Annotated in this window: 13 protein-coding genes; 7 read left to right on the top strand and 6 right to left on the bottom strand. The window is 73.6% G+C overall.

Annotated elements, in window-relative coordinates:
* The first annotated feature begins 6 nt into the window (after positions 1 to 6).
* Both CS0771_RS16615 and CS0771_RS16610 read left to right on the top strand, forming a co-directional pair.
* Positions 7 to 1,335, top strand: a complete 1,329-nt coding sequence (locus tag CS0771_RS16615) for a sensor domain-containing protein (protein ID WP_212841835.1) — start codon at positions 7 to 9, stop codon at positions 1,333 to 1,335.
* Positions 1,323 to 1,982, top strand: coding sequence for a response regulator transcription factor (locus CS0771_RS16610; protein WP_212841834.1), 660 nt, complete (start codon positions 1,323 to 1,325; stop codon positions 1,980 to 1,982). The genes CS0771_RS16615 and CS0771_RS16610 overlap by 13 nt, the downstream gene beginning before the upstream one ends.
* A 58-nt stretch (positions 1,983 to 2,040) precedes the next feature.
* Here the strand turns inward: CS0771_RS16610 and CS0771_RS16605 are convergent, their stop codons facing one another.
* The 3 genes from CS0771_RS16605 to CS0771_RS16595 form a co-directional block, all read right to left on the bottom strand.
* A complete protein-coding gene (locus CS0771_RS16605; RefSeq protein WP_212841833.1) occupies positions 2,041 to 3,927 on the bottom strand; it encodes an adenylyl cyclase in 1,887 nt (628 codons plus the stop codon).
* Between the two features lie 285 nt (positions 3,928 to 4,212).
* A complete protein-coding gene (locus CS0771_RS16600) occupies positions 4,213 to 4,620 on the bottom strand; it encodes a hypothetical protein (RefSeq protein WP_212841832.1) in 408 nt (135 codons plus the stop codon).
* A 42-nt stretch (positions 4,621 to 4,662) separates the two neighbouring features.
* Positions 4,663 to 5,064: a hypothetical protein gene (locus CS0771_RS16595; RefSeq protein WP_212841831.1), complete on the bottom strand. Its 402-nt coding sequence runs from the start codon at positions 5,062 to 5,064 to the stop codon at positions 4,663 to 4,665.
* A 59-nt stretch (positions 5,065 to 5,123) separates the two neighbouring features.
* On the opposite strand from CS0771_RS16595, the gene CS0771_RS16590 reads away from it, so the two are divergent.
* Positions 5,124 to 8,267, top strand: a complete 3,144-nt coding sequence (locus CS0771_RS16590; protein WP_212841830.1) for a CHAT domain-containing protein — start codon at positions 5,124 to 5,126, stop codon at positions 8,265 to 8,267.
* A 108-nt stretch (positions 8,268 to 8,375) separates the two neighbouring features.
* On the opposite strand, the gene pntB is transcribed toward CS0771_RS16590, so the two are convergent.
* Both pntB and CS0771_RS16580 read right to left on the bottom strand, forming a co-directional pair.
* Positions 8,376 to 9,824 carry a Re/Si-specific NAD(P)(+) transhydrogenase subunit beta gene (gene pntB, locus CS0771_RS16585; RefSeq protein WP_212841829.1) on the bottom strand — a complete coding sequence of 483 codons (1,449 nt, stop codon included), beginning with the start codon at positions 9,822 to 9,824 and terminating at the stop codon, positions 8,376 to 8,378.
* Positions 9,825 to 9,829: 5 nt separating this feature from the next.
* Entirely contained in the window at positions 9,830 to 11,404 is a 1,575-nt protein-coding gene (locus CS0771_RS16580; RefSeq protein WP_256442812.1) for a Re/Si-specific NAD(P)(+) transhydrogenase subunit alpha, read from the bottom strand.
* Positions 11,405 to 11,704: 300 nt separating this feature from the next.
* Here CS0771_RS16580 and CS0771_RS16575 point away from each other — a divergent pair, with 300 nt between their 5' ends.
* The 4 genes from CS0771_RS16575 (at position 11,705) to CS0771_RS16560 (ending at position 15,132) form a co-directional block, all read left to right on the top strand.
* On the top strand, positions 11,705 to 12,136 hold the full coding sequence (locus tag CS0771_RS16575; RefSeq protein ID WP_212841827.1) for a hypothetical protein: 432 nt from the start codon (positions 11,705 to 11,707) through the stop codon (positions 12,134 to 12,136).
* 27 nt (positions 12,137 to 12,163) lie between these two features.
* Entirely contained in the window at positions 12,164 to 13,132 is a 969-nt protein-coding gene (locus CS0771_RS16570; RefSeq protein WP_371821413.1) for an NAD(P)-dependent alcohol dehydrogenase, read from the top strand.
* A 153-nt stretch (positions 13,133 to 13,285) separates the two neighbouring features.
* The gene (locus CS0771_RS16565; RefSeq protein ID WP_212841825.1) at positions 13,286 to 14,287 is read left to right on the top strand and encodes an ATP-binding cassette domain-containing protein; all 1,002 of its coding nucleotides are present in this window, start codon (positions 13,286 to 13,288) and stop codon (positions 14,285 to 14,287) included.
* The gene (locus CS0771_RS16560) at positions 14,284 to 15,132 is read left to right on the top strand and encodes an ABC transporter permease (RefSeq protein WP_212841824.1); all 849 of its coding nucleotides are present in this window, start codon (positions 14,284 to 14,286) and stop codon (positions 15,130 to 15,132) included. The genes CS0771_RS16565 and CS0771_RS16560 overlap by 4 nt, the downstream gene beginning before the upstream one ends.
* A 50-nt stretch (positions 15,133 to 15,182) precedes the next feature.
* On the opposite strand, the gene CS0771_RS16555 is transcribed toward CS0771_RS16560, so the two are convergent.
* The gene (locus CS0771_RS16555) at positions 15,183 to 18,368 is read right to left on the bottom strand and encodes an AAA family ATPase (protein WP_212845866.1); all 3,186 of its coding nucleotides are present in this window, start codon (positions 18,366 to 18,368) and stop codon (positions 15,183 to 15,185) included.
* Positions 18,369 to 18,458 lie beyond the last annotated feature (90 nt).

The raw sequence follows: 18,458 nt of genomic DNA, 5'->3' as shown, positions 1-18,458 counted from the left end.
GTGCTCATGCCCGCTGAGCAGCCACCTCACCTCCTCGCCGCGCTGGCCTCCCGGCGCTTCCTCGTCTCCGCCTGGCCGTGGCGCGCCGCCGCGTACGCCGTCACCGCGCTGCCCGTCCTCGGCGCCGCCGCGCTGCTGCTGTCGCCGCTCACCCTGGCCTGGGCCGCGACGGTCCGCTTCGCCGCCGACGGCCGCCTCCACCTCCCGGTCCTGGTCATCACCGCGTTCCTGACCCTGGCGCTGGGCGGGGCGGGCACGGTGCTCGCCGCGCCGTTCGCCGCGCTGGAGCGCCGCCGCCTGCGTATCGCGGACCCGCGCCCGGTCGAACCCGGCCACCGCGCCGCCGCCGGGCTGCCCTGGCTGGCCGCCCGATACACCGAGCCGGGCGCCTGGCGGGAGCTGCTCTACCTGCTGCTGCTCGGGACGGTCGCGCCGATCGCGTACTCGCTGCTGGCCTTCGCCGCCTTCGTCGTCGCGGTCTTCATCGTCAGCCCGCTGCTGGTGTTCAAGGACGGCACGGATCTCGACGGCGTCGCCGACACCATCGCCCTCGGCCCCTGGCAGGTCACCACCCCCACCCAGGCGATCCCGTACCTGCTGCTCGGCCTGGTCCTGCTGCCCGTGCTGGCGTACCTCACCGGCCTGCTGTCCGCCGGACATGCCGCCGTCGCCCGCAGACTGCTCGGCCGCGGCGACGACGCGGAGCTGCGCGAGGTGGCGCGCTCGCGCACCCGGCTGGTCGACGCGTTCGACGCCGAACGCCGCCGGATCGAGCGTGACCTGCACGACGGCGCCCAGCACCGGCTCACCAGCCTCACTCTGCAGCTCGGCGTCGCCCGCCTGGACCTGCCCGAGGACACCCCGGCCGCGCAGGCGCTCGACCGGGCCCACGCCGAGGCCAAGGACCTGATGGTGCTGCTACGCGACCTGGTGCACGGCATCAGCCCGCAGACGCTGGCCGACCTGGGCCTGCCCGCCGCCCTGCGCGACCTGGCCGACCGCAGCCCGCTCGACATCACGGTCACCGTGGACCCCGGCGTGGCCGACCGCTACCCCGCTCGTGTGGAGAACACCGCGTACTTCGCCGCCTCCGAGGCGCTCGGCAACGTCGCCAAGCACTCGGGCGCCACGGCTGCCTCGATCAGGCTCGCGCACCAGCGCGACACGCTCGTCGTCGAGGTTCACGACGCGGGTCGCGGCGGGGCCGACCCGGCGCGCGGCACCGGGCTGACCGGCCTGGCCGACCGGGTCGCGGCCGTGGGCGGGCGGCTGCTGCTGTCCAGCCCCGCCGGCGGCCCTACCCTGGTCCGGGTGGAGCTGCCGTGTCTGCCCTGACCAGGGTCGTGCTCGCCGAGGACGGCGTGCTGCTGCGCGAGGGCCTGTCCGGGGTGCTGGAGCGCTTCGGGTTCACCGTGGCGGCGGCGGTCGGCGACGGCGAGCAGCTGCTGGCCGCCGTCGCCGCCGAGGATCCCGAGCTGGTGATCACCGACATCCGGATGCCGCCGAGCTTCACCGACGAGGGCCTGCAGGCCGCGCTGGCGTTGCGGGCCGCCGTGCCTTCGCGGGCGGTGGTGGTGCTCAGCCAGTACGTGCAGCCGGAGTACGCGGCGCGGCTGCTCGACAGCGGTGACGGGCGGCGGATCGGCTACCTGCTCAAGGACCGGGTCGTCGACATCGCCGAGTTCGTCGCGGCGCTGCGCACCGTCGTCGGCGGCGGCACCGTGGTCGACCCGGACGTGGTACGCCGCCTGCTCCAGCACCGCCGCGACCCGGTTTCGGAGCTGTCCCCGCGCGAGCGCGAGGTGCTCGCGCTGGTCGCCGAGGGCCACTCCAACGCCGCGATCGCCAGGCGCCTCACGGTCACCGAGGCGGCCGTGGGCAAGCACGTCGGCAACATCCTCGCCAAGCTGGGCCTGCCCCAGACCGACGACACGAACCGGCGGGTGCTGGCCGTGCTGGCGTATCTGCGTACCACCCGCTGAACAAGGAACGGCCGGCCGGAGCAAGGTGCTCCGGCCGGCCGTTTCGGTGCTACGGGTGTTACGGGGCCGGGTACTCCACGATGAACTGCGGAGAGCCGATGTTGGTGGTGTCCGCCTGGCCGCCGATGCCGTTGACCACGTGGTCGATGATGCCGGCGCTCAGGTTGACGGTCATGATGTGGTATAGCTTCACGCCCGGCCGCTCCGGCACCTCGAAGCCGTTCGCGGTGTGGATGGTCGGGTTGTTCTGGTTGAACACGTACACGCCCGCGCCGTACAGCGTGTGCTTCTGGACCTTGTCGCCCACCTTGTAGCCGGCGTAGCCCTGCACGTCGCCGTTCATCCAGTCCGCCTGCGTCGGCGGGTCGTACGGCAGCTCGTTCTGGTACAGGATGGTCCGGCCGTTCTCGCCGTTCCAGACGGTGTTGTACTTCTGGAAGTGCTCGACGAACAGGCCGTTGGCGTTGACGTTGTCACCGTTGATGACCGCGCCGTACCGGCCGGTGTTGGTGTTCCACCGCTCGGTGTCGGTGAAGCCCTCCACGCCGTGGTCGCCGCGCCACACCCAGGTGTGGTCGATGAGCACGTTGTCGCTGTTGACCTGCAGCGCGGTGTCGGTCTTGCCGATGTGCGGGCCGCCGACGCGGAAGTACACGTCGGACAGCGTCGTCGGGTTGGTCTTCGACGACCAGCGCAGCGGGTTGACCTTGCGGCCGACGCGCAGCAGGACCGGCGACTCCTTCAGGCCGGCGTCGATGGTGACGCCCGCGATGATGACGCCGGGCACGTCGGCGACGTCCAGCGGGACGGAGCCGTTGACCGCGGTCAGCGTCGCCTGGCCCAGGCCGAGCACCACGGTGTCGGGGCGCCAGACCTCGATGCTGCGGGCGATGTCGTACACGCCCGGGGTGAGCAGCAGGTGCTTGCCCAGCGCCAGGGCCAGGTTGATCTTCGTGACGGAGTCGCCCGGCTTGGCGACGTAGAAGTCGCTCAGCGGCACGGTGCGGCCCGGGGTCAGGCCGTCGGCCCAGGAGATGCCGCTGGTCTCGAACCGGGCCTCCGGCACGCGGACCTGGTACTTGCCGTTCGCGTCCACGAACAGGTACGGCTTCTCCCGGCTCACCGGGGTGGTGTCCAGCGTGGTGTACGGCGGGTTCGGGAACCCGGCGTCGTCGGGAGCGCCGACCACACCGGCGAACACCTGGTTCCACACGCCGTTGGACCAGCCGTCGACCTGGCTGTTGCGGATCAGCCACTGCTGCTGCGAGCCGTTGATCACGAACGGCAGCTTCGAGTCGGCGATGAAACCACCGCTGGCGTACTGCGGGCCGGCGGTGCAGTAGTCCATCAGCGACAGGTTCGCACCGGTGACGTTCATCCGGCGCATGGAGACGGCCTGCGACACGGCCCAGAAGTTGGCCGAGGCGCGGCAGCCGTCCTGGCCGAGCGCGTTGACGTTGAGCGTCAGGTTGGACAGGGTGCGCCAGAAGTTGACCAGGGCGAGGCAGTTGGCCGTGCCGCCCTCGGTCAGGCAGCGGTTGTAGACCTCGATCTTGCCGTTGATCACCACGTCGGTCGGCTGCGCGCCGAGACCGGCGATCTCGGTGTAGTAGCCCACCTTGATCTGCAGCGGCTGCTCGGCGGTGCCGTAGGTGCCGGGCTTGAACAGGTACGCGTACCGGGTGGTGCCCATCTCGTTGCCGACCTGGGCGGTGTGGGTGGCGTCCAGGGCGGCCTGGATGTCGGCCACCGGCATGCTCGGGTCGAACACGGTGACGTTCGCGCCGAAGTTCGGCGTACCGGACGCCAGCGGCGTGGCGGCGGCCGAGCCGGGCAGGGCCGCGACGGCGACGGCGACGGCGGTCGCCAGGCCGAGCGTGACCCTGCGGCGTACGCCGCGGTGGTGGGACGGCGCCTTGACGGCGCCGCCGGGACTCGTGCTCATCACTGTGTGCAAGTCCTCTCTAGGGGGCTGGCGCCGGACGGTGACAACGCTCTCGCCCATGCGAGGTGGGCGCGACCTGGATCCGCAGGCGTTGAAGAGAGCGCTCTCCCGTACCGGTCCCCTGGAGCGTAGCGGAGCCGAATCAATCTGGAAATCTCCGGTGTGGACCGTGCGTAATCGATCCCGGTTAACCGGAACAGCGGTGTTCGGCGCACCTCGTCCGTCTTGCCCCCCAACCGCGGGCGGTCCGCCGGGCCCCGTGTCACCCCGGCGGACCCCGGCCGGTCACCGCACGGCGGGTGACGCCGAGGTGTCGAGCAGGCGGGCGATCGCGCGCTTGCGCCGGTTGACCACACCGGCGAAGTTGACCAGTACGCCCAGGTAGATCGCGGTCTCCGAGGCCCACATGTCGACCTGGGAGCCCCCGCCCGGCCGCGGCCTGATGTCGATGGACATGGTGATGCCGCCGCGGACGCCCCGCCGCCGCATGTTGATCGTGCCCGGCCCGCCGGCCGTGGTCCAGAAGACGGCGCGGGGGCCGCCGAACGCGCCCTGCACGATCCGCGCCGCGTCATCCGGCGCGTACGAGGTGACGACCGTCGTCGTCGCGACCGCGCCACGCGTCTCGATGAACTGCCACACCAGCGCGCCGATGGTGCCGGCGACGAAGACGAAGCACCAGAATCCTTCCAACGGAGTTCTCCTGTCTCGGATGAGGGAAACGGGAGGGACCGGTCAGCCGGCCTGCTCGCGGAGCTCGGCGAGCCGGCGCATCTCGTAGCCCGTCAACATGGCGTTCGGCAGGCCGCGGGCGAGCTTGAACTCGATGCCCGCGTCGATGAACGGCAGCGTGGCCGGATCGCGCCGGGCGTCGCTGTCGAAGAACTCCCAGACGAGGCGGGCGGCGCCGAGCGTCGCGAACCCTCCCCGGTCCGCCGCGGTGATCGCCCCCAGCTCCCGGAGGAAGCCGGTGCGATCACTGCGGGCGTACTCGTACAGCTTTCCGAGGCGGCTCCACAGCTCCCCGCCGTCGATGCCGCTGTGGTGCTCGTCCAGCCAGTACCGGCCGAACGTCTCCAGCAGCTGCGGCATGTCGGCGGGCAGGCGCGGACGAGGCGCCCGGTTGAACAGTCCCATGGCCGCTGACTGACGGACCGGCGTCCGTCAGAACCGGTGCGGATCGAGGGAGGTCGCTCATGTCGCCGGGTCGGCGGTTCCCACGCACCTCGTACGGCTACCAGGCGCCGCCCGAGGCACGCGTGAAGGGCTGGGAGTGCAACAACGAGGAGTGCGGGACCGGCGACGAGCCCGCGCCGCGGTCGTGGCCGTTCCCGTGCCCTCAGTGCGGGCAGCCGGCCGATCCCACCTTTGTCGAGCCGTGGGCCCACGTTGCCCGAGGCTTCGAGATCCGGCACCTCCTGAACGGCCCGAACCCCTACCGCCGGGAGCTCGCCCAGCTCGACCAGCACGAATGGGAGTACAAGGATGCCTGGTTGCGGGCCGACCGCGCGGCGGCGGACGCCGCCTGGCGGTCCTTCCGGCAGGCCAAACCGGCGGCATGGCCGACAGCCGGCAACGGGACGTCCGTGGCGGCGGCCATGTTCGGAATGGTGCAGCTGGCAGCCGAGTTCGGCGATCTCGACAGCGCCGCGCACGACGTGCTGGAGTGCTATCCGTTCGTGGACACCCGTGACCTTGAGGACGACGACAAGAGCTCCAGACGGACAGTCGCACGCCAGTTCGTCTCCCTGTGCACCATGCTGCTGACGCGGGAGCAGTCCATCGGCCTCCCGTGGGAGGCGGATCTGCTCGCCGCGATGAGCGACGTCGAGGACCGCGCCCGCAGTGTGCTCATGGACCACCAGCGCCGGGAGATCCAGCGCGTCCACGAGATGCGCTCGCGGCATCATTCCCGCCGGACCATCCAGGACAATCGCCGGTCCCCGGCCGCGGCCTTCGAAGGGCTGCCGCCCATGAGGTGGGCGGCGGTGCGCGGGGAGAAGCCGAGGCCACCCGCCACCGAGGAGCCTCGTGGCCTGACAGGCGTCTTCGGCCCGAATCCGTGGCTGGCGCTGAGCCACGCCGACGCGGCCATCGAGACCGCGGAGGTGCACGGCGACACCGGCCCGCTCGAAGCCCTGGTCCGGCACCTCGACGAGTCCGGCTTCGACGGGGCCATCGGGCACCTGGTGCGGGCGCGGCTGCACGTGGTCACGGGCAACCTGCCGGCTGCCCTGCGCGAGCTGGGCGCCGGCCTGCGCGCGACCGGCCCGCTCGCCCGGCGGCTGCGGCCGCAGCTCCTCGCCACGCGGGCCATGCTGCAGGCTCGGATGGGGCACGGCAGTCTCGAGGGCGCCAGGCTCGACGCCTGTCTCGACGACGCCATCGCGCTGTGCCGGGACGGTCGCCGGGCGGGGCTGCGCTGGTGGCGCCGGGTCACGCCCGCCGACACCGCGCTGGCCACGCTCCTGTTGTGGCGGGCGCTGCGGCCGGACCCGCAGCCGGATCAGCAGGCCGGTGATGTGCGAGAGGCGGTGCGGCTGATCCGCCGCAGGTGCCGCCTATGGCACATCCACGGCGCCGACGACCGCCTGCTACTCCAGGAGGCGCTCGCCGCGCGCGACGCGCTGCGGGGCCGCCCCGACAGCGCACGGCGGCATCGGGCCTGGCGGAACACGGTGGACGCGCCCTGGAGCACCGCCGCGCGGGCCAGGCTCGCCGCGGCGTGGGCGCAGTGGGCCGTCGGCACCGATGTCCCGGAGTTCGCCGCCGAGGCGTACGCGCAGCTCGTCACCTTGACCACGCAGGACGCCGTCGCCCGGTACGGCGCGGGCGCCAAGCAGCGGGTGCTCGCCGCGGCGCAGGAGTACGCCGAGGACGCCGGTTACTGGCTGTCGCGCGCCGGGCGGTTCCGGGAGGCGGTGCTCGCTCTGGAGACCGGCCGCGCGGTGGGCCTGTCGGAGGTGTTCGGGCGGGACAACGTCGAGGTCCTGGCACGGCTGCGCGCGTCCGGCCACGCCGAGCTGGCCCAGGAGTACCAGCACGCGATCGAGGCGTTTCGCGCGAAGGAGCGCAGGCCGACCGCGGAGCTGCGGCAGTCATGGGCGGCCCTGCGCGAGGTTGCCAGGCGGGTCGCGGGGGCGACGGGGGCCGATCCGCTGGCGCTCGACGTGAGCTATGCCGACGTCACCGCCGAGACGGGCGACGGCGCGCTGGTCTACCTCGCCGCCGCGAAGGCGGGCGGGTACGCGCTCGTCGTCGCCGCGACGCACGACCCGCAGTACGTCGACCTGCCCAGGCTCGGCCGCGCGGCCGTCGCCGAGATCGTCGCCAAGGTGCTGCCCGGGGCGGATCCGGTGACCGGCGTCCCCCGGCTGGTGCGGGCCCCGCGTGACGCCGAGCTGGTGGGGGCCGCTCCGGCCGATCCGCTGGCAGACGGCATGCGCACGCTGTGGCACGCCGGCATCGGGAACCTGGTCTGGCAGAGCGCGCGGGGCCGGGTAGTCACCCTGATCCCGGTGGGGCTGCTGGGCCTGCTGCCGCTGCACGCGATCGGGGAGCCGGGTGCGCCGGGGGACCGCTTCACCGAGGGCCGCCACGTCGGCAACTTCTCGGCGATCCGGTACGCGCCCAACGCGCGCGGCCTGCGACGCTGTCGCGAGACGGCACGCGGCCTGGCCGGGCGCGCACAGACCCTGCTCGCGGTCGACGTGCCGGACGGGTACGGCCTCTCTACCGACCACCGCCTGCGCCATGTCGGGCGCGAGGCCACCGAGGTCACCAGGCGCTGGACGGGGGAGGCCGCCGCGCCGGTGCACGGGTGCACGTGGGCGGAGTTCCAGGCCACGGCCGAGCAGTACACGGTCTGGCATCTCGCGTGTCACGGCGCGGCCGACCCGGACGCGATCCTGGACAGCCGCCTCTACTTCGCCGACCGCACCGTCACGCTGGCGGACCTGCAGCAGGAGCTGCGGCCGGGGCAGCGGCGGCTGGCGGTGCTGTCGGCGTGCCGGACGAACGTCACCGGCACGGCCATGCCGAACGAGGCGGTCGGGCTGCCGTCGGTGCTGATCCAGATAGGGTTCGCGGGTGTGCTCGCGACGGCGTGGGCGGTCGACGATCTCGCCACCACGTACCTGATGACGGCGTTCTACCAGCGGTGGTGTCACGGCGGCGAGGAGCCGGCCGTCGCGCTCAACCGCGCCCAGCAGTGGCTGCGCGCCGCCACCCACGCCGACCTGACAGCGCTGCTGCCCGGCGTCGTTCCGGAGGGCGGCTCGGGTGAGCACCCCTACGCCGATCCGCAGTACTGGGCGGCCTTCGCCTACCACGGCGCCTGATCAGGTCATGCTGCCGGGACAGGACGCCGCCGGGCGGCCCGGTCTCCCGAGGCGCGCCCGGCGGCGTCGGCTGTGCTCAGGTGGTGCCGTCGAGCCGGGTCCGGCCGGTCACGCGCCCGCCCGCGCGAGCATCCGGCCGCCGGTGGCGGCCTCCGCGGCGCCGAGCGCGTCGACGATGTCCTCGACCCGGGCCTTGGCGTCGCCGAACAGCATCTGGGTGTTGTCGCGGAAGAACAGCGGGTTCTGCACCCCGGCGTAGCCCGCGGCCATGGAGCGCTTGAACACGATCACGTGCTCGGCCTCCCAGACCCGCAGCACCGGCATGCCGGCGATGGGGCTGCCCGGGTCGGCGGCGGCCGGGTTGACGGTGTCGTTGGCGCCGATCACCAGCACCACCGAGGTGCCGGCGAAGTCGTCGTTGATCTCGTCCATCTCCAGCACGATGTCGTACGGCACGTCGGCCTCTGCCAGCAGCACGTTCATGTGGCCCGGCAGCCGCCCGGCGACCGGGTGCACGCCGAACCGGACCTGCACGCCGCGCGCCCGCAGGTTGCGGGTCAGCTCGGCGACCGGACCCTGGGCCTGCGCGACGGCCATGCCGTAGCCGGGCGTGATGATGACCGAGGTGGCTTCGCGCAGCAGCGCGGCGGTGTCGGCGGCGGTGGTCTCCCGGTGCTCGCCGTACTCGGCGTCGTCGCTCGCGGCCTGCTCGGTGCCGAAGCCGCCCGCGATGACCGAGATGAACGAGCGGTTCATCGCCTGGCACATGACGTAGGACAGGTACGCGCCGGACGAGCCGACCAGCGCGCCGGTCACGATCAGCAGGTCGTTGTCGAGCAGGAAGCCCGACGCGGCGGCCGCCCAGCCGGAGTAGCTGTTCAGCATCGACACCACGACCGGCATGTCGCCGCCGCCGATGGACGCCACCAGGTGCCAGCCGAGCGCGAGCGCGATCACGGTGACCGCGATGAGCAGCCCGCGCTGCGGGTCGGCGACGAACCAGCCGGCGAGCGCCACGAACGCGACGAGCGCGCCGAGGTTGAGCACGTGCCGTCCGGGCAGCATGAGCGGCCGCGACGCGATCCGGGCGGACAGCTTCAGGTAGGCCACGATGGAGCCGGTGAAGGTGACGGCGCCGATGAACACGCCGACGAACACCTCGGCGTGGTGGATGTGCAGCAGCGTGCCGGTGAGGGCGGTGTGGGCCGGGTCGGCGACCTCCAGGTAGCCGTTCCAGCCGACGAGCACGGCGGCCAGCCCGACGAAGCTGTGCAGGATCGCGATGAGCTCCGGCATGCCGGTCATCTGCACGACGCGGGCGCGCCACAGGCCGATGCCGCCGCCGATGACCATGGCGAGGACGAGCAGCGCGACGGCGGCGGCGGTCATGTCCCGCGCGGCCAGGGCGATGGTGGCGACCAGGGCGATGGTCATGCCGGCGATGCCGTAGACGACGCCGGAGCGGGCGGTCTCGTGCTTGGACAGCCCGGCGAGGCTGAGCACGAACAGCAGCGCCGCGACGATGTAGGCGGCCTGCACTGCGGTGGTGGCGGTCATGTCGATCAGCCCTTCGTGAACATGCCGAGCATGCGCCGGGTGACGGCGAATCCGCCGAAGATGTTGATGGTGACCAGCAGGATCGCGGCCGCGGCGAGCCCCGTGACGACGAGGTCGTCCCGGCCGATCTGCAGCAGCGCGCCGACCACGATGATCCCGGAGATGGCGTTGGTGACCGACATCAGCGGGGTGTGCAGCGCGTGGTGGACCTTGCCGACGACGTAGTAGCCGATGACGACGGCGAGGGCGAACACGGTGAAGTTGCCGACGAACTGGCCGGGCGCGAACGCGGTCAGCGCGAACAGCGCCGCCGCGGCAAGACCGACGTAGCTGTAGATCCGCGCGGGCGAGGCCTTGGGCTTGTCCGGTACGGCGGGCGCGGGCGCGGCGGCGGCCGCGGGGGTGGCCGACACCTGGACCGGCGGCGGGGGCCAGGTCTTGGCGCCGTCGCGCACGACGGTCATCGCCCGGATCACGACGTCGTCGAAGTCGAGCACGAGCCGGCCGTCGCGGCCCGGCGTGAGCAGCTTCATCAGGTTGAGCAGGTTGGTCGCGTAGAGCTGGGACGCCTGCGTGGGGAGCCGGCCGGGCAGGTCGGTGTAGCCGATGATCGAGACGCCGTTGTCGGTGACGACGATCTCGCCGGGCACGGTGCCCTCGACGTTGCCGCCCTGGGCGGCTCCCATGTCGACGATGACGCTGCCGGGGCGCATGGCGGCCACGTGCTCGGCGGTGAGCAGCCGCGGCGCGGGGCGGCCCGGGATGAGCGCCGTGGTGATGACGATGTCGACGTCGGCGGCCTGCTGGGCGTACAGCTCGGCGGCGCGCCGGTCGTAGTCGGCGGAGGTCTGCTTGGCGTACCCGTCGCCGCCGCCGGTCTGCTCGGCGGCCACGGAGAGGAACTCGCCGCCGAGCGAGCGGACCTGCTCGGCTACCTCCGGGCGGGGGTCGGTGGCGCGCACGATCGCGCCGAGGCTCTTGGCGGCGCCGATGGCGGCCAGGCCGGCCACGCCCGCGCCCGCGACGAGCACCTTGGCCGGAGGGACCTTGCCCGCGGCGGTGACCTGACCGGCGAAGAAGCGGCCGAAGGTGTGCGCGGCCTCGACGACGGCCCGGTAGCCGGCGATGTTGGCCATGGAGCTGAGCACGTCCATCGACTGGGCGCGGGAGATGCGCGGCACGGCGTCCATGGCCAGCACGCTGATCGGCCGCTGCGCGAGCGCGTCGACCAGCTCGGGGCGCACGGCCGGTCCGATCAGGCTGATCAGGGTCGCGCCGGGGCGCAGCTGGGCGGCCTCGCCGTCGGTGGGCGGGTTGATCTTCAGGACGATGTCGGCCTGCCAGCACTCCTCGCGGCTGCAGATCTTCGCGCCGGCGTCCTCGTAGTCCTCGTCGGGGAGGCTGGCCCGCGCGCCCGCGCCGGACTCGACCTCCACCTCGTATCCGAGCGCCACGAGCTGGCGTACCACGGCCGGGGTCGCCGCGACCCGGGTCTCCCCGGCCGCCGACTCCGCCGCCACGCCCAGGCGGGACGCGGTGCCCGGACCCTCGCTTGTGGACTCCGGTATTGCTTGCTGCACGCCAGGCTCCTGCCCCACCGCATCTCCCGTCAACGCCCTGAACGATCGATCGAGAATTTCACACATGGTGTGGTCACCGGACGGGGCCGTCAATGAAGCAGGCCACTGATCGGGCGTACATCACACTCGCCGCCCGGCTCCGGGCAACGCCGCCGATCGCACGGCAGCGCGCTCACCTGCGGCGGCAGCGGATGACAACGTTCCCCGAGCAGCCCCCGAGCGATGTAAAGAATTCTTGACACGCGGCCGCGTTCTTCCTACCCTCAGGATGTCAAGAATCCTTTACACCGGAGGGTGGGCATGGCGTTCGAGGAGAAGCGCACCTGGATCATGGTGCTGGTCACCGTGGCCGCATACGGTTCCTACGTCGCCGCCGTGCTCGGACGGGCCGGGGACACCCCGCTGCCCGACACGCCCTACGCCGCCCCGCTGCTGTGGAGCATCGGCGCGGCCATCGCCGCGACCATCGTGCTGACCATCGCCGCGTCCATCGCGGCACCCCGGGACGCCGGCCGCGGCGCCGACGAGCGCGACCAGGCGATCCACCGCAGCAGCGAGCTGACCGGGCAGTCCTTCGTCGTGATCGGAGGGCTCGCCGCCATGGTCATGGCGCTGGCCGAGGTGGCGCACTTCTGGATCGCCAACGTGATCTACCTGGGCTTCGTGCTGTCATCGCTGCTCACGTCCACCGCGAAGATCATCTCTTACCGCCGGGGCTTCCAGCCCTGGTGAAGCACCTCGACCATGAAGGAGTCAGCCGTGAAGGCGATCGTCCAGGACGCGTACGGCACCGTCGACGTCCTGCAACCGCGTGAGATCGAGCAGCCCGCGCCCGGCGACGGAGAGGTGCTGGTGCGGGTGCGCGCCGCCGGAGTGGATCCGGGCATCTGGCATCTCGCCACCGGCACGCCCTACCTGGTGCGGCTCGGCTTCGGCCTGCGCCGCCCGCGCCACCGGGTCCCCGGCGGCGACCTCGCCGGCGAGGTAGCCGCGGTCGGGCCCGGCGTGACCCGCTTCCAGCCCGGCGACCGCGTCTTCGGCAACTGCCCCGGCGCCTTCGCCGAGTACGCCTGCGCCAAGCAGGACCGGTTCACCGCCCTGCCCGACGGTGTCACCTTCACCCAGGGCGCGGCCGTCGCCGTCTCCGCCGTCACCGCGCTGCAGACCCTGCGCGACGTCGGGCGGGTCCGGCCCGGACAGCGGGTGCTGGTCCTCGGCGCGGCCGGTGGCGTCGGCACCTACACGGTCCAGCTCGCCAAGCACTTCGGCGCGCACGTCACCGGCGTGTGCAGCACCGGCAAGACGGAGCTGGTGCGCTCGCTCGGCGCCGACGAGGTCGTCGACTACACCCGTGCCGACATCACCGCGGCCGGCGGGCGCTACGACCTGATCGTGGACACCGCAGGCAACCGGCCCGTCGCCCAGCTGCGCCGCATCCTGGCCCCGCGGGGCACGCTGGCCATCGTCGGCGGCGTCACCAGCGCGGGCGTGCTCGGCGGGATGCAGCGACCGCTCGGGATGATGGCGCGGGCGCCGTTCGCCCGCCAGCGGCTGCGCATGGTGCTCGCCCTCACCAAGGCCGCCGACATGGAGATCCTGCGCGAGTTGCTGGCCGCCGGGGTCTTCACCCCGGTCATCGACCACACCCGCCCGCTCGCCGAGGCCGCCGAGGCGCTGCGCCACCTGGAGCACGGCCGGGCCCGGGGCAAGGTCGTGCTGACGGTCTGAACCGGGCCACCCCTCCGGCGGCGACCGGTGTCGCCGGGGACGGCCACGGCTGCGGCCCGCTAGATCGGATCTAGCGGGCCGTCTGGCGCCTTCATGGTGGCGGGGCCGGCGCAGCGTGCGTTCCGGGCCCCGCCGACGGACGGAAGGAATCCGATGACGGCGAGAACAACCGGCCTGGCGATCGAGACCGCGGGGCTGGTGAAGACGTTCGGCAAGACCCGGGCGGTGGACGGGCTGGATCTCGCGGTCCCCGCCGGGACCGTGTACGGCCTGCTCGGGCCCAACGGCGCGGGCAAGACCACGGCCGTACGCATGCTGGCCACCCTGCTGCGCCCGGACAGCGGGCAGGCGACGGTGTTCGGCCACGACCTGCGGGCCGAGCCCGACGCGGTGCGCGCCCGGGTGAGCCTGACCGGCCAGTACGCCTCGGTCGACGAGGACCTGACCGGCACCGAGAACCTGGTGCTGCTGGCCCGGCTGCTCGGCCACGGCAAGCCGGCGGCCCGGCAGCGCGCGGCGCAGCTGCTGGACGCGTTCGGGCTGTCCGACGCGGCGGACCGGCAGGTGAAGAAGTACTCCGGCGGCATGCGGCGGCGCATCGACATCGCCGCCAGCATCCTGAACACCCCCGACCTGCTGTTCCTGGACGAGCCGACGACGGGCCTGGACCCGCGCAGCCGCAACCAGGTGTGGGAGATCGTGCGGGCGGTCGTCGCGCAGGGCACCACGGTCCTGCTGACCACGCAGTACCTGGACGAGGCCGACCAGCTCGCAAGCCGCATCGCGGTGATCGACGAGGGCCGGGTCATCGCCGAGGGCACGCCGGGGCAGCTCAAGTCGTCGGTCGGGGCGGGCACGGTGCACGTGCGGCTGCGCGACGCCGCGCAGCGGCCGGAAGCCGAGCGGATCCTGGCCAAGGCGCTGGACACGGCGGTGCAGCTGGAGCCGGATCCGGTGGCGCTGACCGTACGCGTCGGCGGCTCCGGCACCGCCGTGGACGCGGCGGCGGCGGGCTCGCGGGCGCTGGGCGACCTGGCCGCGGCGGGCATCGTGGTGGACGAGTTCGCGCTGGGCCAGCCGAGCCTGGACGAGGTGTTCCTGGCCCTGACCGACAAGGCGGCGAAGGCCGCGACCGCATCGGAGGAGAACGCATGAGCACGGCAGTCGTTTCCGAGACGGCGACCGCCTACACGCCGTCGGCGGCGAGCATCGCCGCGGTGCTGGCGCCGGGCGCGCGCCCGAAGCGGCCGGGGCCGCTGGCGGCGTCGCTGACGTTCGGCTGGCGGGCCATGCTGAAGATCAAGCACGTGCCCGAGCAGCTGTTCGACGTCACCGCGTTCCCGATCATCATGACGCTGATGTTCACCTACCTGTTCGGCGGCGCACTGGCGGGCTCCCCCACGGAGTACCTGCAGTACCTGCTGCCGGGCATCATGGTCACCAGCGTCGTGATGATCACGATGTACACCGGCGTCGGGCTGAACACCGACATCGAGAAGGGCATCTTCGACCGGTTCCGCACCCTGCCGGTGTGGCGGCCCGCCGCGCTGGTCGGCATGATCTTCGGCGATCTGCTGCGGTACGTGCTGGCGGCGCTGGTCATCATGGGCGTGGGCCTGGCGCTGGGGTTCCGGCCCGGCGGCGGGGTGCTCGGCGTGGCGGGCGGCATCGGCCTGCTGGTGGTGTTCTCGTTCGCGTTCTCGTGGATCTGGACCTGGTTCGGGCTGATCCTGCGCAGCGAGAAGTCGGTGATGGGCGTCAGCATGCTGGTGCTGTTCCCGCTGACGTTCCTGTCCAATGTGTTCGTGGCGCCCACCACCATGCCGGGCTGGCTGCAGGCGTTCGTCGAGGTCAACCCGATCACGCAGCTGGTGGCGGCGGTGCGCTCGGTGATGGCCGGCGCGCCCGACGCGTCGGCGATCACGTGGGTGCTGGCGGAGAGCGCGGCGTTCGTCGTGGTGTTCGGCGCGCTGACGATGCGGCGGTACAACCGCCGGTGACGGGTGCGGCAGTGTCCTGGCGGCTCAGGCTGGCGGCCCAGGCCGGCGGCTCACAGCCGCCAGGACACCGGCCGGTCCGGGTGGTAGCCGCAGGCGCTGCCGGTGGACACGGCCGCCCGCAGGTGCGCGGCCAGCTCCGGATGCAGCTCGTCGAGGCGGCGCAGGATGTCGCGGATCCGGGCGGTGACCGCCTTGCGGGCCCGCTCGCCCTCGTCGCCGAGCCTGCGGTCGCGCCCGCCGAGCCCCGCCGCGGCCCGCAGCTCGGCGAGCAGGGCGTCGCGTTCGCGTTCCAGCGCGGTCCGGCGGGCCGTGTCGTCGCGCCGCGCGGCGGCGTCGAGTTCGTCGTCGAGCTGCGTGAGCCGCTGCTTGAACCGGGCCTTGGCCTGCTCGTCCAGCACCGGGTCGGCGCCCAGCCGCCGGGCCGCCGCGGCCTGCGCGCCGCCCTGCGGGTCGGCCAGGTCGGCGGCGGCGACGTCGCTGCCCGGCATGCTGACGAGGGTGTACAGGTCGCGCAGGCCCTTGGCGTCGGGCACGTGGACGGTGCGGCCCGCGTAGGTCAGGCGCCAGGTGGCCCCCTCCCGCCGGAACTCGCCACCGTCCACGCCGGATGGTTTCGGTGCCTCGGCCGGTGCAGGTGATCCAGCCGTAGCCGTCGCCCGGCCCGGCGCATCCGGCTCGGCGGCAGCAACCGCTTGACCCGGCGCAGGTGGTTCGGCGGCAGCAGCCGCGTGACCCGGCGCATTTGGTTCGGCGACGGGCGACGCGGCGCGGGCGGCCAGGACGCGGGCGAGTCCGGCGCGGGCGCGTTCGGCCCAGGGGCGGGCCCGCATCCGGTCGGATGATTCGGCGGCGGCCGTGTAGCCGACGATCGCCTCGTCCCAGCGCTGCTCGGCGGCGTCGACCTCGGCCAGCCAGAGGTCGAGCGGGCCGCCCACGTCGCAGCCCCACAGCGACACCGCCCACTCGCCCCGGTACGGCGTCAGCGCCTCTCTCGCCCGCGCGCAGCGGGCCGGGTCGGCCGTGGCGGCGGCGAGCTGGGCCCACAGCCGCAGCCAGAGCCGGGTCACCGAGGTCGGGAACGGGTCCTCGCCCCGGCGCGCCTCGGCCTGGGCGGCCAGCACGAGCGCCTCGTCGACCTGGCCGCGCTCCACGGCGGTGACCGCCTGGGCCAGCGGCAGGTACGGGTGGTCGGCGGCGTCGACGCCCGCCAGCAGCGCGGCGGCGTGCTCGTACCGCCCGCGCTGCATGGCCAGCGCCCAGTCGAGGTGGTGCTGCATGAACGCGTAGTCGGCGTGGCCGTGGCCGTCGCTGCCCCGCAACTGGGCCAGCAGGTCGTCGGCCCGGTCGAAGTCGCCGGTCATGGTCGCGATGACGGCCTGGTCCACCAGCAGCGACACCCGCATGCGGGCGCTGCCGTCGCGCCGGGCCGCCGCGACGAACGCGCGCACCTGGTCGAGGTAGCCGGGGTCGCCCATCTCCAGCAGCGCCACCCAGCGGAACGAGGCCGCCAGCGCCTCCGTGCCGGTGTCCGCGACGCGGCGGCTGACCTGCTCCATCTCGGCCGTCAGCGCCTCGCGCTCGCGAGCGCCGCCGGGGCCCCAGCTGATGTCGTGCCGGGCCCACAGGCTGAACATCAGCGCCTCGTCGTCGCGGCCGGTGCGCGCCAGCGCCTCCGTACGCGCGATGAGCTGCTGCGCCATCTGCTCCGGCGGGACCTGCGCGCCGTCGCCGAGCAGTGCCTCGTACGCCTCGCGCAGCAGTTCGGACCGGATGCCGGAGCGCTCGTCGCCGTCGTGGCCGTGCCGGTGCGCGACCAGCGCCACCCAGCTCAGCAGCGCGCCGTCGCCCGAGTCCCGGGCGGTCGCGGCGGCCTCGTCGAACAGCCGCCAGCCCTCCTCCCGGTCCCCGCGGTGGTACACGCCCCGGCCCAGGTCGATCAGCACGCGTACCCGCCGGGCGGGATCGCGCGCCAGGGCCAGCGCCCGCCGGTAGTGGCCGATCGCCTCGTCGGTGGCCAGGCGGTCGCTCGCGTCCGCGGCCGCCGCGAGCAGCTTCGCCACCGCGGTCTCCGGGTCCAGGCAGCCGCCCGCCAGGTACGCGTGGCGGGCCAGGTCGGCGGGCAGCACCTGGGCGGCGACCTCGGGTGACGCGTCGGCGGCGCGGACCACGGCCACGTGCAGCCGCTGCCGTTCCGGCTCGGGCAGGCCGTCGTGCAGCGCCTGCCGGATCAGGTCGTGGGTGAAGCCGCGCCCGCCGCCGGGCAGCGCGGCCACCAGCCGCGCCTCCTCGGCCTGGGCCAGCAGCCGGTCCACCTGCGCCGGATCCGTGGCGGCGGTCGCCGCGAGCACCGGCCGCCGGAACTCCCGCCCGAGCACCGCCGCCACCGCCAGCAGCCCGGTGACGTCGGCCGGGAGCAGCGCCAGGCGCCGGTCCAGCGCGTCGCGCACCCCGGGCGCGACCGCCGTCAGGCCGCCCCCGCTGTGCCAGAGCCGTGCCGTCTGCTCCACGAAGAACGGGTTGCCGCCGGTGCGCCGGTGCACCTCGGCGGCCAGCTCGCGATCGGGCGCGCTGCCCGCCGTCCGGGTCATCAGCTGCGCGACCTCGGCCGGGCCCAGCCCCGTCAGCGTCACCGCGGTCGCCTTGGCCGCCAGCGGCACGAGCAGCCCTCGCAGCGGATGACCGGGCGCCTCGACCTCGACGTCCCGGTACGCCCCGACGAGCAGCACGGGCTCGGCCCAGATGTGCTGGGCGGCGAAGGCCAGCAGCCGCAGCGACGCGGCGTCGGCCCAGTGCAGGTCGTCCAGAGCCACCACCAGCGGGCGGCGCTGGGCGAGCGCGGCCAGGGCCGTGGTAACCGCGTCGAACAGCGGGAACTCGCCGTCCAGCGCCGTGGCCGCGCGCTCGGGGTCGTGCTCGCCGAGCAGCACGGACAGGCCCGGTCCGGCGGCGTCGCGGGCGGCCGTCCACTCGGCGTCCACGGCGGTGCGCCGGATCGCGCGCAGCGCCTGGGTCCACGGCCAGAAGCCGGGGGCGCTGCCGGAGTCCCAGCAGGTGCCGCCGACGACCAGCGCGCCGGTGCCGCGGGCGTACGTCATCGCGTCGGTGAGCAGCGAGGTCTTGCCGATGCCGGCCTCCCCGGCGACCAGCACCAGCCCGCCGTGCCCGGCGGCGGCCCGATCGATCTCCCCGCGCAGCACCGCCGAAGGGTGGGCACGCCCCAGCAGCCCCGCGCTCATGGTCGGGCGCGGGGCGGCGTGGCCGGTCCGGTCGATGTCCATCGGTGCACCAGGCTAGCGGTCCCCACGGACATCGGGCCGCAGCTCACG

It is taken from the genome of Catellatospora sp. IY07-71 (genome assembly GCF_018326265.1).
Taxonomy (GTDB): domain Bacteria; phylum Actinomycetota; class Actinomycetes; order Mycobacteriales; family Micromonosporaceae; genus Catellatospora.
This window is presented reverse-complemented; position numbering and strand designations above follow the sequence as displayed.